The 12670-nt window shown below is 69.6% G+C and carries 14 protein-coding genes; 11 read left to right on the top strand and 3 right to left on the bottom strand.

Features of this window, described 5'->3' with window-relative positions; genetic code table 11:
* The first annotated feature begins 307 nt into the window (after positions 1-307).
* The 4 genes from OKJ99_RS37100 (at position 308) to OKJ99_RS37085 (ending at position 3877) form a co-directional block, all read left to right on the top strand.
* Complete coding sequence (locus tag OKJ99_RS37100; RefSeq protein WP_266714992.1) at positions 308-961, top strand: response regulator transcription factor; 654 nt, start codon at positions 308-310, stop codon at positions 959-961.
* 7 nt (positions 962-968) lie between these two features.
* The gene (locus OKJ99_RS37095; protein ID WP_326022768.1) at positions 969-2210 is read left to right on the top strand and encodes a sensor histidine kinase; all 1242 of its coding nucleotides are present in this window, start codon (positions 969-971) and stop codon (positions 2208-2210) included.
* A 427-nt stretch (positions 2211-2637) separates the two neighbouring features.
* Positions 2638-2934: a DUF4193 domain-containing protein gene (locus OKJ99_RS37090; RefSeq protein WP_018535993.1), complete on the top strand. Its 297-nt coding sequence runs from the start codon at positions 2638-2640 to the stop codon at positions 2932-2934.
* A gap of 13 nt (positions 2935-2947) precedes the next feature.
* The gene (locus OKJ99_RS37085; RefSeq protein ID WP_326022766.1) at positions 2948-3877 is read left to right on the top strand and encodes a hypothetical protein; all 930 of its coding nucleotides are present in this window, start codon (positions 2948-2950) and stop codon (positions 3875-3877) included.
* A 12-nt stretch (positions 3878-3889) separates the two neighbouring features.
* Here the strand turns inward: OKJ99_RS37085 and OKJ99_RS37080 are convergent, their stop codons facing one another.
* Entirely contained in the window at positions 3890-4339 is a 450-nt protein-coding gene (locus OKJ99_RS37080; protein ID WP_326022765.1) for a DUF3093 domain-containing protein, read from the bottom strand.
* A 58-nt stretch (positions 4340-4397) separates the two neighbouring features.
* Here OKJ99_RS37080 and OKJ99_RS37075 point away from each other — a divergent pair, with 58 nt between their 5' ends.
* The 7 genes from OKJ99_RS37075 (at position 4398) to OKJ99_RS37045 (ending at position 11025) form a co-directional block, all read left to right on the top strand.
* A complete protein-coding gene (locus OKJ99_RS37075; protein ID WP_326022764.1) occupies positions 4398-4982 on the top strand; it encodes a PaaI family thioesterase in 585 nt (194 codons plus the stop codon).
* Positions 4983-4987: 5 nt separating this feature from the next.
* On the top strand, positions 4988-5533 hold the full coding sequence (gene dut, locus OKJ99_RS37070; protein ID WP_326022823.1) for a dUTP diphosphatase: 546 nt from the start codon (positions 4988-4990) through the stop codon (positions 5531-5533).
* A 1-nt stretch (position 5534) separates the two neighbouring features.
* A complete protein-coding gene (locus tag OKJ99_RS37065; protein ID WP_326022762.1) occupies positions 5535-6299 on the top strand; it encodes a DUF3710 domain-containing protein in 765 nt (254 codons plus the stop codon).
* 177 nt (positions 6300-6476) lie between these two features.
* Positions 6477-9092, top strand: a complete 2616-nt coding sequence (locus OKJ99_RS37060) for a sensor histidine kinase KdpD (protein WP_326022761.1) — start codon at positions 6477-6479, stop codon at positions 9090-9092.
* Entirely contained in the window at positions 9089-9772 is a 684-nt protein-coding gene (locus OKJ99_RS37055; protein ID WP_266714999.1) for a response regulator, read from the top strand. Before OKJ99_RS37060 ends, OKJ99_RS37055 begins: the two co-directional genes overlap by 4 nt.
* A gap of 65 nt (positions 9773-9837) precedes the next feature.
* A complete protein-coding gene (locus tag OKJ99_RS37050; protein ID WP_326022759.1) occupies positions 9838-10248 on the top strand; it encodes an OB-fold nucleic acid binding domain-containing protein in 411 nt (136 codons plus the stop codon).
* Between the two features lie 3 nt (positions 10249-10251).
* Positions 10252-11025: a DUF3159 domain-containing protein gene (locus OKJ99_RS37045; RefSeq protein WP_326022758.1), complete on the top strand. Its 774-nt coding sequence runs from the start codon at positions 10252-10254 to the stop codon at positions 11023-11025.
* Positions 11026-11102: 77 nt separating this feature from the next.
* On the opposite strand, the gene OKJ99_RS37040 is transcribed toward OKJ99_RS37045, so the two are convergent.
* Entirely contained in the window at positions 11103-11774 is a 672-nt protein-coding gene (locus tag OKJ99_RS37040) for a potassium channel family protein (RefSeq protein WP_266715002.1), read from the bottom strand.
* Entirely contained in the window at positions 11774-12442 is a 669-nt protein-coding gene (locus OKJ99_RS37035) for a potassium channel family protein (RefSeq protein WP_306318136.1), read from the bottom strand. The genes OKJ99_RS37040 and OKJ99_RS37035 overlap by 1 nt, the downstream gene beginning before the upstream one ends.
* Between the last annotated feature and the right edge of the window lie 228 nt (positions 12443-12670).

Genomic DNA, 12670 nt, shown 5'->3' with positions numbered 1-12670 from the left:
TGGCACGGGGGTGTGCCCTTGGGAGGGGCGATCACGTCCCGAGCCGTCCCTGGTGGAGAGCGGTCTCGACAGCGGCTCGTGGCATGCCACATACAAAGCGTGATCGCGGATGTACAGCCGTCCTCCCCAGGCCGCCTTCCGGAGAAACCTCGGCCCCCGCAGAAAATCCCGCATTCCCCGGGGTGCCCGTCCGTCTTACAGCCGGTTTATGGCCGAAAGGGGCAGGATGGTGACCACAGCCCAAGACCTGACCTGCTCGCGCGCCCGAGAGACGCGCCGGTGGGCGACCAGAGGAAGGACAAGCGACGTGCGCGTACTCGTCGTCGAGGACGAGCAACTGCTCGCCGATGCGGTGGCCACCGGACTCCGCCGGGAGGCCATGGCCGTCGACGTCGTGTACGACGGTGCGGCCGCCCTGGAGCGCATCGGCGTCAACGACTACGACGTGGTCGTTCTCGACCGCGATCTCCCGCTCGTGCACGGCGACGACGTCGCCCGCAAGCTCGTCGAGCTGGGCATGCCCACCCGCATCCTCATGCTGACCGCCTCCGGCGACGTCAGCGATCGCGTGGAGGGCCTGGAGATCGGGGCGGACGACTATCTCCCCAAGCCCTTCGCGTTCAGCGAGCTGACGGCCCGTGTACGGGCCCTGGGGCGGCGCACGAGCATGCCGCTGCCGCCCGTGCTCGAGCGTGCGGGGATCAAGCTCGACCCGAACCGCCGCGAGGTGTTCCGGGACGGCAAGGAGATCCAGCTCGCCCCCAAGGAGTTCGCCGTTCTCGAGGTGCTGCTGCGCAGCGAGGGCGCGGTCGTCTCGGCCGAGCAGCTCCTGGAGAAGGCCTGGGACGAGAACACGGACCCGTTCACGAACGTCGTACGGGTCACCGTGATGACCCTGCGCCGCAAGCTGGGCGAGCCCGCCGTCATCGTCACCGTGCCCGGCTCGGGCTACCGGATCTGATCCCTAGATGGCCGCCGCACCCGCGCCACCCTCCCAGGCGCCACCGAAACCGACATGGAAGCCCGGGCCGAAGGCGGAGCCGCCCTTCCCCTGGCTCCGCCCGACCATCCGGATACGGCTCACGCTGCTGTACGGAGGCATGTTCCTCATCGCGGGCATCCTGCTGCTCTCGATCATCTACCTTCTGGCCGCGCAGGCCCTCGACGTGGGCGGCGATCTGCCGTTCAAGGTCACCGACGGGCACGTCATCAGCACCAGCTGCAACTTCCCGCCGGGGAACATCTCGGCGAGCGAGCTGAACGATCTGATGAACGACTGCGTCAATAAGCAGCGTCAACACGCTCTCGACGTGCTCCTGAGCCGATCCCTGATGGCTCTGATGGGCCTCGCCGTCATCGCCTTCGCCTTCGGCTACGCCATGGCTGGCCGCGTCCTGTCCCCGCTCGGCCGGATCACGCGCACCGCGCGCCGGGTCGCCGGCACGGACCTGACGCGCCGCATCGAGCTGGACGGCCCGGACGACGAGCTGAAGGAGCTGTCGGACACCTTCGACGAGATGCTGGACCGCCTGGAGCGCGCCTTCACGGCACAGCAGCGCTTCGTCGGAAACGCCTCCCATGAGCTGCGTACACCGCTCGCGATCAACCGCACCCTCCTGGAGGTGCACCTCTCCGATCCGGGCGCCCCTGTGGAGCTCCAGCAGCTCGGCAAGACGCTGCTCGCCACGAACGAGCGCAGTGAGCAGCTCGTGGAGGGCCTGCTGCTGCTCGCCCGCAGCGACAACCAGATCGTCGAGCGCAAGCCCGTGGACCTGGCGGAGGTCGCCTCGCAGGCGATCGACCAGGCCAGGGCCGAGGCCGACGAGAAGGGCGTGGAGATCCGCGGTGAGTGCAAGGAAGCGGTGATCCAGGGCAACGGCGTGCTCCTGGAGCGCATCGCCCTGAACCTCGTGCAGAACGCCGTCCGCTACAACATCCCCGAAGGGGGATGGGTGGAGGTGGATACGGAGGCCCAGCACGGCCAGGCGGTCCTGGTGGTCGCGAACACGGGCCCGGTGGTCCCGGCGTACGAGATCGACAACCTTTTCGAGCCGTTCAGGCGGCTGCGTACCGAGCGCACCGGCAGCGACAAGGGCGTGGGCCTCGGGCTCTCCATCGCCCGGTCCGTCGCGCGCGCCCACGGGGGCCGCATCACCGCCGAGCCACGCGAGGGGGGTGGGCTCGTGATGCGGGTCACCCTGCCGATCTAGGCCGGTTCAACGTGCGTCCCGCGCATGGATCTGACATGCTTCCGCCGACGCGCTGGGGACGTTCGCTTTTGGCTGAATTTTCCGGACCTGCGCCGGGGAACCTCCTGTGTGATCGATCACATGGGCTTTTTTTCGGCCGTCCACTCTCCGTGATCGCAAAAGCCGCGTGAAAGCCGGGAAAGTCCGGGTTTTCGGGCGCCTTGATCACGGGAAGTACACGGGGTGGCGCCTGTGCAGTGCGGCAATCGGACCGTGTACGGTCCCGTTCGCCACCCAAGACGATCACTCGTGAGGGGTCCAGTTGGGTGTCGATTGAGTAACAGACCTTGATGTGAGGCAAAATCTCCGCCTCAGGTCGGGCACAAGTCCGGCCTCTCATGCGTTACGGCGCTTGAGACACCGCAGACACCCAGAGGGGGAGAGCGACATGGCAACGGATTACGACACCCCACGCAAGACCGATGACGACCTCAACGAAGACAGCATTGAGGAACTGAAGTCTCGGCGTAACGACAAGTCGGCTTCGAACGTCGACGTGGACGAGTTCGAGGCGGCGGAGGGCCTGGAGCTTCCGGGCGCCGACCTTTCGAACGAGGAGCTGGCCGTCCGTGTCCTGCCCAAGCAGCAGGACGAGTTCACCTGCATGAGCTGCTTCCTGGTTCACCACAGGAGCCAGCTCGCGCGGGAGAAGAACGGGCAGCCCATCTGCCGCGACTGCGACTAGGGCAGGGTCGGGCATGACCAGCTCGACCCCGCCCTGGAAGCGCCGTTCCCGCAACAAGAAGGTCCGCGGGACGGCTCAAGGCCCGTCAGAGGCCGTGCGTGACGACGAGCGAGGCTCTTTCCCAGGAGCACCTGGTGTACCCGGTGCCCCCGGAGAAGAAGCCTCGCTCGAATCGGCGGACGACCACGAGTCGACGGGCGACCTGCCGGCCCCGGTGGCCGGCGGTGACGGCGCACGCAGAGGCGGCGCCGTCGCGAGAGGCGCGAGAACAGCCAGAACGGGGCTGGCCAAGGGCGGTGCGGCCGCCAAGGCCTCGATCGGCTATCTCGCCGATCGCATCATCGAGAACGCGCCGCGGGTTCCCGTGCGGGACCTGGCGACCCTGCGCAAGCAGTTCCCCGGGCTCGACCCCGAACAACTCGCGGACAAGCTGGTCACGGGTGCGGCCGCCGCCACATCCACCGTGGGTGCGGGAGTCGGCGCCGCCGCGATGCTGCCCGTACCACCCGCGATGCCGACCGAACTGGCCGCGGAGGTGACCGGCGTGGCCGCGATCGAGCTCAAGCTGATCGCCGAGCTGCACGAGGTCTACGGACTGCGGCCGCCAGGGGCACTGAAGGCCCGCAGCAGCGCCTATCTGACCGCATGGACGGAGGAGCGCGGCATCGACGTGGCGAAGCCGACTACGGTCAATGCGGCGCTCGGCGTACACATGAAGCGCGAGCTGCGGCAGCAGATCATGAAGCGGATGGTGCGGAACCTTCCGAGCCTGGCCCCGTTCATGATCGGCGCGGCCGTGGGGGCGGTCATGAACCGGCGGGACACCAGGAAGCTGGCCGACCGGGTGCGTCAGGACCTGCGGCGGCACCAGGTGCCCTGGGAGTCGCTGAACGAACTGCCGCCCCTGGAGGAGCCGCCGGACGCCCTGGAGATCGGGGCCTGAGCCCGCCCTCTTTCAGGCGCGGCTCAGAGCCTTTGCCAAAGCTTCAGGTTCGCGCGTCGACAGGTAGACGTACGGCGTCGGGTCCGACGGATCGGTGATCTCCGCCCGCACCGCGGTCGGGACATAGCTGCGCAGCAGCATGAAGGCGCGCGGGTCGGCCTTGTACGTGCGCCACGCGCGGGCCTCCTCCGCATCCAGGACGTGCACCTCGCCGAGGGCGGACAGTGGGATCTTCGCGTCGCCCGCGACCAGCGAGTCGGCGACGACGCGGACCCGGGCCGAACCGTACGAACTGGTGATCACGGCCGCGATGAGCAGGCCGCCGACGAAGCCCCCGAGCAGCGGCAACGGGCCGAAGGGCAGCAGGATGATGGCCCCGACGACCCCCACCATGAACGTGATCAACCACCACGAACGGGGCGCGGTGAGTCGTTCGTCGTAAGGCATCGTCGAGAGCTCCATGAGGTCTAGCTTGGCACGATGCGTGCAGTGACAGGGGGCGCGGGTAAGGTCTGCGGCTGTGAGTGGTACTTCTGCAGCTCTGACGCCCCCCGCCGACGCCATAGCCCCGGTGCGGCACCCCGACGCGCCCGCTCCCGGCGAGCTCCTCGGCGCGCACTACGGACACTGTTTCGGCTGTGGTGGCGAGCAGCCGCACGGGCTGCACCTGGAGGCACGGGCCGGTGAAGGCGTCACCGTCACCGCCGAGTTCACCGTGCGCCCCGCGCATCAGGGCGCGCCGGGTCTCGCGCACGGCGGGGTCCTCGCGACCGCGCTCGACGAGACGCTCGGCTCCCTGAACTGGCTGCTTCAGGCCATCGCCGTGACCGGCCGCCTGGAGACCGACTTCGTGCGGCCCGTTCCCGTGGACACGGTGCTGTATCTGTCCGCCGAGGTGACGGCCGTCGCCGGCCGCAAGATCTACTCGACCGCGACCGGCCGGATCGGCGCTCCCGACGGGCTCGTGGCGGTGCGCGCCGACGCCCTCTTCATCGAGGTCAAGGTCGACCACTTCATCGAGAACGGCCGCGAGGAAGAGATCCGGGCGGCCATGAGCGACCCCGACCAGGTCAGGCGCGCCCGCGCCTTCGAGGTGAACCCGTGACCCCTGTGAACGGCAACGAACTCGGCGTGCTCGTGCGACGCGTCGACCCCGACGTGCCGCTGCCCTCGTACGCGCATCCCGGTGACGCCGGAGCCGATCTGCGGACCACCGAGGCGTGCGAGCTCGCGCCCGGTGAGCGGGTCGTCCTGCCCACCGGTGTGTCGGTCGCCCTGCCCGCGGGGTACGCGGCCTTTGTGCACCCCAGATCCGGTCTCGCAGCGCGCTGTGGCGTGGCTCTGGTGAATGCCCCAGGGACGGTGGATGCCGGGTACCGTGGGGAGATCAAGGTGATCGTGGTGAATCTCGACCCGCGCGAGAGCGTGCGGTTCGAGCGCTTCGACCGGATTGCCCAACTGGTGGTCCAGCAGGTCGAGAGGGTCCGCTTCCAGGAGGTCGCGGAGCTTCCCGATTCGGTGCGGGCCGAGGGGGGCTTCGGGTCCACCGGCGGGCACGCTGCCGTGGGTGACCCGACCGTTGCCGGCAGTGGCACGGACGGTCAAAAGGGTGGGAATCGATACGCTTCGGTCGTATCCGACCGGGAAGGACAGTGACGTGTTCGGACGTCGTAACAAGAACGGCGCCGCCGAGGATGCGGCCGACGAGGCCGAGCAGGTCGTCGACAGCGTCGGCGGTGTCGACACGGACGAGGAGGGGTCGGATCGAGTCCGGCTCGAGCCCGAGCCCCGTCCCGACGGTCCCTGGGACTCCTCCGAGGTCCGCGAGCCCGGCGAGGGCCGGGTGGACCTGGGCGGCGTGTTCGTCCCTGGCGTGGAGGGCATGGAGCTGCGTGTGGAGGTCGCGGGCGACGCGATCGTCGCGGCCACCGTCGTCCTCCAGGACAGCGCGATCCAGCTGCAGGCCTTCGCCGCCCCCAAGAAGGAGGGCATCTGGGGCGAGGTCCGCGAGGAGATCGCCTCGGGCATCACCCAGCAGGGTGGTGTGATCGACGAGGTCGAGGGCCCGCTCGGCTGGGAGCTGCGGGCCCAGGTGCCGGTGCAGCTGCCGGACGGCACGGGCGGTTTCCAGGTCGTGCGGTTCATCGGCGTGGACGGCCCGCGCTGGTTCCTGCGCGGCGTGATCTCGGGCCAGGGCGCCGTGCAGCCGCAGGCGGCCGGCCTCCTGGAGCAGATCTTCCGCGACACCGTCGTGGTGCGTGGCGAGGGCCCGATGGCCCCGCGCGACCCGATCGTCCTGAAGCTCCCCGACGACGCGCAGATGGTCGCCGAGAGCTCCCAGAGCGACAGCCAGGAAGCCTCGCGCTTCTCCGGTGGCATGGGCCAGCTGGCCCGCGGCCCGGAGATCACCGAGGTCCGCTGAGGCGCTCACGCAGTCGTACGAGGCCGGGGCCGCGCATCCTGAAGGGTGCGCGGCCCCGGTTTTGCGCATCAGGGTTGCGTCAAGGGTGCCCGTCCGGCCGCTCTCCGCCCCATTTGCGCAGATCGCAGGCCGTAGGCTCGAGGCTGCGCGGAGCAGTCACGGGAAGACAATGAGGCCATGGGACGCGGGACGCGGGGCAAACTACGTATCTACCTCGGTTCGGCGCCGGGCGTCGGCAAGACGTACGCGATGCTGTCGGAGGCGCACCGCCGGGTGGAGCGGGGCACGGACTGTGTCGTGGCGTTCGTCGAGCACCACGACCGGCCACGCACCGAGGTGATGCTGCACGGCCTGGAGCAGATCCCGCGCCAGGAGCTCGCGTACCGGGGGACGGTCTTCCACGAGATGGACGTGGACGCCGTGCTGCGGCGCGCGCCCGCCGTCGCCCTCGTCGACGAACTGGCCCACACGAACGTGCCGGGCTCGCGCAACGCCAAGCGCTGGCAGGACGTCGAAGAACTGCTCGGTGCGGGCATCGACGTCATATCGACCGTCAACATCCAGCATCTTGAGTCGTTGGGCGATGTGGTTGATTCGATCACTGGTGTACGTCAACGGGAGACGGTCCCCGACGAAGTCGTCCGCCGTGCCGACCAGATCGAACTCGTCGACATGTCGCCCCAGTCGCTGCGCCGCCGCATGGCCCACGGCAACATCTACAAGTCGGACAAGGTCGACGCGGCGCTCTCCAACTACTTCCGCCCCGGAAACCTCACCGCGCTGCGGGAGTTGGCCCTCCTGTGGGTCGCCGACCGGGCCGACGAGTACCTCCAGGAGTACCGGGGCGAGCACAACATCCGCTCCACGTGGCAGGCCCGCGAGCGCATCGTCGTCGGCCTGACCGGAGGTCCCGAGGGCCGTACGTTGATCAGGCGCGCGGCGCGGCTCGCCGAGAAGGGCGCAGGCGGCGAGGTGCTCGCGGTCTACATCGCCCGCAGCGACGGCCTCACCGCCGCCTCGCCCAAGGAGCTGGCCGTCCAGCGCACCCTGGTCGAAGACCTGGGCGGCACGTTCCACCACGTCATCGGCGACGACATTCCCGCCGCCCTCCTGGAGTTCGCCCGCGGCGTCAACGCCACCCAGATCGTCCTCGGCTCCTCACGGCGCAAGACCTGGCAGTACATGTTCGGCCCTGGTGTCGGTGCGACCGTCGCCCGTGAGTCCGGGCCCGACCTCGACGTGCACATCGTCACGCACGACGAGGTCGCCAAGGGGCGCGGGCTGCCCGTCGCCCGCGGCGCCCGGCTCGGCCGGTCCCGGATCGTATGGGGCTGGCTCACCGGCGTCGGCGGCCCCGCGCTGCTCGCGCTGGTCCTCACGCACGCCAACAGCGATCTCGGCCTCGCCAACGACATGCTGCTGTTCCTGTCGCTGACGGTCGCCGCCGCCCTGGTCGGCGGACTGCTGCCGGCGCTGGCCTCGGCGGCCTTCGGCTCACTGCTGCTCAACTACTTCTTCACGCCGCCCCTGCACCTGTGGACCGTCGCCGACCCCCGCAACATCGTCGCCATCGTGATCTTCGTGGGCGTCGCGGTGTCCGTCGCCTCGGTCGTGGACACCGCCGCGCGCCGCACCCACCAGGCGGCCCGGCTGCGCGCCGAGTCCGAGATCCTCTCCTTCCTGGCGGGCAGCGTGCTGCGCGGCGACACCAGCCTGGAGGCGCTCCTCGAACGCGTACGGGAGACCTTCGCGATGGAGTCCGTGGCGCTCCTGGAGCGGGAGGGCGACACCGCGCCGTGGACCTGCGCGGCGAGCGTCGGCGGGCAGTCCCTCGGCCGGCCCGAGGACGCCGATGTCGACATGCCGGTCGGGGACCACCTCGCGCTCGCCCTGACCGGGCGCGTGCTGCCCGCGGAGGACCGGCGCGTGCTCGCCGCCTTCGCCGCGCAGGCCGCCGTCGTGCTCGACCGCCAGCGCCTGCAGTCCGAGGCCGACCAGGCGCGCACGCTCGCCGAGGGCAACCGCATCCGTACGGCCCTGCTGGCCGCCGTCTCGCACGATCTGCGCACGCCGCTCGCGAGCATCAAGGCGTCGGTGTCGTCTCTGCGCTCCGAGGACGTCGACTGGTCGCCCGAGGACCAGGCGGAACTGCTCGCCGGGATCGAGGAGGGTGCCGACCGGCTCGACCACCTCGTCGGGAACCTGCTCGACATGTCGCGCCTCCAGACCGGCACCGTCACCCCGCTCATCCGCGAGATCGACCTCGACGAGGTCGTGCCGATGGCGCTGGTCGGCGTGCCCGACCCGGATCTCAGCGTCGACCTGGACGTACCCGAGACGCTGCCCATGGTCAGCGTGGACAAGGGGCTCCTGGAGCGGGCCGTCGCCAACGTCGTCGAGAACGCGGTCAAGTACAGCCCGCCCGACAAACCCGTCCTCGTCTCCGCGAGCGCGCTCGGCGACCGCGTCGAGCTGCGCGTCGTGGACCGCGGGCCCGGAGTACCGGACGAGGCCAAGGACCGGATTTTCGCTCCCTTCCAGCGCTACGGTGACGCTCCGCGCGGCGCCGGTGTGGGCCTCGGGCTCGCCGTGGCGCGCGGCTTCACGGAGGCCATGGGGGGCACGCTCGGCGCGGAGGACACTCCAGGAGGCGGGCTCACCATGGTCCTGACCCTGCGGGCCGCGACCCGCACCACGCAGGACACGGCCCCGGAAGCCGTACAGACCGCAGTACAGACCGCAGTACAGACCGCCGGACAGGCAGCTGGACCCCAGAGAGGCAGGCACGCATGACCCGGGTGCTCGTTGTCGACGACGAGCCGCAGATCGTGCGCGCCCTCGTCATCAACCTGAAGGCGCGCAAGTACGAGGTGGACGCCGCCGCGGACGGGGCGCAGGCGCTGCAGCTGGCCGCCGCCCGCCACCCCGACGTGATCGTCCTCGACCTGGGCCTGCCCGACATGGACGGCGTCGAGGTGATCAAGGGGCTGCGCGGCTGGACCCGCGTACCGATCCTCGTGCTGTCCGCGCGGCATTCGTCCGACGAGAAGGTCGAGGCGCTCGACGCGGGCGCCGACGACTACGTGACCAAGCCCTTCGGCATGGACGAGCTCCTGGCTCGGCTGCGGGCGGCCGTGCGGCGGGCCGAACCCACGGGCGGGACCGAGGACGAGGGGATCGTCGAGACCTCGGACTTCACGGTCGACATGGCCGCGAAAAAGGTCAACCGGGGCGGGCACGATGTACGGCTGACCCCCACCGAATGGCATCTCCTGGAGGTCCTGGTACGCAACACGGGCCGCCTGGTCAGCCAGAAGCAGCTGCTCCAGGAGGTGTGGGGGCCCTCGTACGGGACGGAGACCAACTATCTGCGGGTGTACATGGCGCAGTTGCGACGCAAGTTGGAGACCGATCCCTCGCACCCGCGGCACTTCGTCACGGAACCGGGGATGGGGTACCGATTCGAGCGGTGAGGCCCGCGAAAGCGGGGTACACCAGCGGGTACGACGCTGTCGCAGGGCCCAGGTACGCTTCGAGTATGAGTGCTGTTCCGCGATCCGACAGGGCGTCCGAGAAGCCGGCGGGCCGGTTCCGGCGCATGCTCGACAGGCTGTCCAGTTCCCAGGAGGACCTGGAGTCGGAGGAGCTGCGCGAGGACTCGGAGACCACGGGCTGCACGCGCATCGGCGATTGTGCGGACCGACAAATGGTCACTGTTACTGGTACGTTGCGCACGGTAACCCTGCGACCACGCGCCGGAGTTCCCGCGCTGGAGGCGGAGTTGTTCGACGGCTCGGCCGCCGTGGACGTGGTGTGGCTCGGCAGGCGCTCGATCGTCGGGATCGAGCCGGGGCGCAAACTCATAGCTTCGGGACGGATCTCGATGAGTCGGGGCCGTAGGGTGCTGTTCAACCCGAAGTACGAACTCAGACCGCTCGGACGGGAGTAGCCGGTGACGTCCCTCGACAAGCCGACCGACCGCGAACACACAGGCCAGGACGTGACGGACAAGTCCGTGACCGAGGCCGCGCTCTTCGAGGCCTTCGGCGGCGTGCGGGGCATGGTGGAGACCGTTCTGCCCGGCCTCCTCTTCGTGAGCATCTTCACGGTCAACAAGGACCTGCACATGTCGGCCATCGCGGCCCTCGCGGTGTCCCTGGTCCTCGTTGCCGTGCGCCTCGTCATGAAGGACACCGTCAAGCACGCCTTCAGTGGCGTCTTCGGTGTCGCCTTCGGTGTCGTCTTCGCGATGATGACGGGCAACGCCAAGGACTTCTATCTGCCGGGCATGCTCTACACGTTGGGGCTCGCGCTCGCGTACATCGTCACGACGCTGTGCGGGGTGCCCCTGATCGGCCTGATCCTCGGGCCCGTGTTCAAGGAGAACCTCTCCTGGCGGACCCGCAACCCCGGCCGCAAGAAGGCGTACGCCAAGGCGAGTTGGGCCTGGGGCCTGATCCTCCTGGCCAAGTGCGCGATTCTGTTCCCGCTGTACTGGTGGGGGGACACGACGCAATTCGGCTGGGTGCTGGTCGCGTTGAAGATCCCGCCGTTCCTGCTGGCCGTGTGGCTCACGTGGGTCTTCCTCGCGAAGGCGCCCGCGCCCATCGACGTGTTCGCGGAGATGGAGGCGGAGGAGGCTGCCGCCAAGGAGCGGGAGGCCGAGGCCGGGGTCTCCGGTGCCGAGGACGGTGGCGCGCGCCACCGCCATCGCCGCGAGGTCTGAGGCCGGTTCGCGTGGTGGGCGTCGTCCGCCCCAAAAGATTGCGCAGTTCCCCGCGCCCCCCCAAAGGCATGACCGGACTACGCGTCCTCGCGTCGGACCGACAGCAGGTCCTCCAGCTGTTCCTCGCGCGCCTGCGCCGCGACGAACAGCAGCTCGTCGCCCGCCTCGAGGGAGTCCTCCGCGCTGGGGGCCAGCACGCGGGTGCCGCGGATGATCGTCACCAGGGACGTGTCCTGCGGCCACTGGACGTCACCGACCCGGGTGCCGGCCAGGGCCGACTCCTCCGGGAGGGTCAGCTCGACCAGGTTCGCGTCACCGTGGCTGAAGCGGAGCAGGCGGACGAGATCGCCCACGCTGACCGCCTCTTCGACGAGCGCCGACATCAGGCGCGGCGTCGAGACGGCCACGTCCACGCCCCACGACTCGTTGAACAGCCACTCGTTCTTGGGGTTGTTGACGCGGGCGACGACCCGCGGGACCCCGTACTCGGTCTTCGCGAGCAGCGAGACGACCAGGTTGACCTTGTCGTCGCCGGTGGCCGCGATGACGACGTTGCAGCGCTGCAACGCCGCCTCGTCGAGAGACGTGATCTCGCAGGCGTCGGCGAGCAGCCACTCCGCCTGCGGCACGCGCTCGACCGAGATGGCCGTCGGCGCCTTGTCGACGAGGAGCACCTCGTGACCGTTCTCAAGGAGCTCGCCCGCAATCGAACGACCGACCGCCCCGGCTCCTGCAATGGCGACCCTCATCAGTGACCGCCTTCCTCAGGGCCCTCGGCGAACGCCGCCTCGACCTTCTCGACGTCGTCCGTGCGCATCATCACGTGCACGAGGTCGCCCTCCTGCAGCACCGTCTGCGACGTCGGCAGGATCGCCTCGCCGAGCCGGGTCAGGAACGCGACGCGTACGCCCGTCTCCTCCTGGAGGCGGCTGATCTTCTGGCCGATCCAGGACTCCGACGCGTGCACCTCGGCGAGCTGCACGCCCCCGGTGGGATCGCGCCACAGCGGCTCCGCGCCGGACGGCAGGAGGCGCCGCAGCATCTGGTCGGCGGTCCAGCGGACCGTGGCGACCGTCGGGATGCCCAGGCGCTGGTAGACCTCCGCACGGCGGGGGTCGTAGATGCGCGCCGCCACGTTCTCGATGCCGAACATCTCGCGTGCCACGCGCGCGGCGATGATGTTCGAGTTGTCACCACTGGAGACGGCGGCGAAGGCGCCGGCCTCCTCGATGCCCGCTTCGCGCAGGGTGTCCTGGTCGAAACCGACTCCGGTGACGCGACGGCCGCCGAAACCCGAACCCAGGCGACGGAACGCCGTCGGGTCCTGATCGACCACGGCCACCGTGTGCCCTTGCTGTTCCAGTGTCTGGGCGAGTTGGGACCCCACTCGGCCACAGCCCATGATCACGATATGCACGGCCCTACCCCGCACTCCTCATAGGCCTTTTGACCTGCGTAAACGTCCTGCTCATGGCTCTCTCTCGCGGCATGGTCCAGCCGGTGCGGCTCGATCTCGGGCACGATGCGGGCTGCTGTGCGGCTCGCGCTCTGGACCACCGTATCGGCTCTGTAAGGGAACTCGTCCTCCGCGTCGGCGGCGAGATCGCAGAAGGCGTGGCGCAGAGCACGAAGCTGAATGGGGGTG

Source organism: Streptomyces endophyticus (assembly GCF_035798155.1).
Classification (GTDB): Bacteria; Actinomycetota; Actinomycetes; order Streptomycetales; family Streptomycetaceae; genus Streptomyces; species Streptomyces endophyticus.
Note: the sequence above shows the minus strand (reverse complement) of the source record. Positions and strands in the feature narration are given on the sequence as shown.

Bases quoted from the DNA above. Each gene is read 5' to 3' on its own strand.
- OKJ99_RS37050 (WP_326022759.1), top strand. From the start codon at position 9,838: ATGAGTGCTGTTCCGCGATCCGACAGGGCGTCCGAGAAGCCGGCGGGC.
- OKJ99_RS37090 (WP_018535993.1), top strand. From the start codon at position 2,638: ATGGCAACGGATTACGACACCCCACGCAAGACCGATGACGACCTCAAC.
- OKJ99_RS37060 (WP_326022761.1), top strand. From the start codon at position 6,477: ATGGGACGCGGGACGCGGGGCAAACTACGTATCTACCTCGGTTCGGCG.
- OKJ99_RS37055 (WP_266714999.1), top strand. From the start codon at position 9,089: ATGACCCGGGTGCTCGTTGTCGACGACGAGCCGCAGATCGTGCGCGCC.
- OKJ99_RS37095 (WP_326022768.1), top strand. From the start codon at position 969: ATGGCCGCCGCACCCGCGCCACCCTCCCAGGCGCCACCGAAACCGACA.
- OKJ99_RS37085 (WP_326022766.1), top strand. From the start codon at position 2,948: ATGACCAGCTCGACCCCGCCCTGGAAGCGCCGTTCCCGCAACAAGAAG.
- OKJ99_RS37040 (WP_266715002.1), bottom strand. From the start codon at position 11,774: ATGAGGGTCGCCATTGCAGGAGCCGGGGCGGTCGGTCGTTCGATTGCG.
- OKJ99_RS37080 (WP_326022765.1), bottom strand. From the start codon at position 4,339: ATGGAGCTCTCGACGATGCCTTACGACGAACGACTCACCGCGCCCCGT.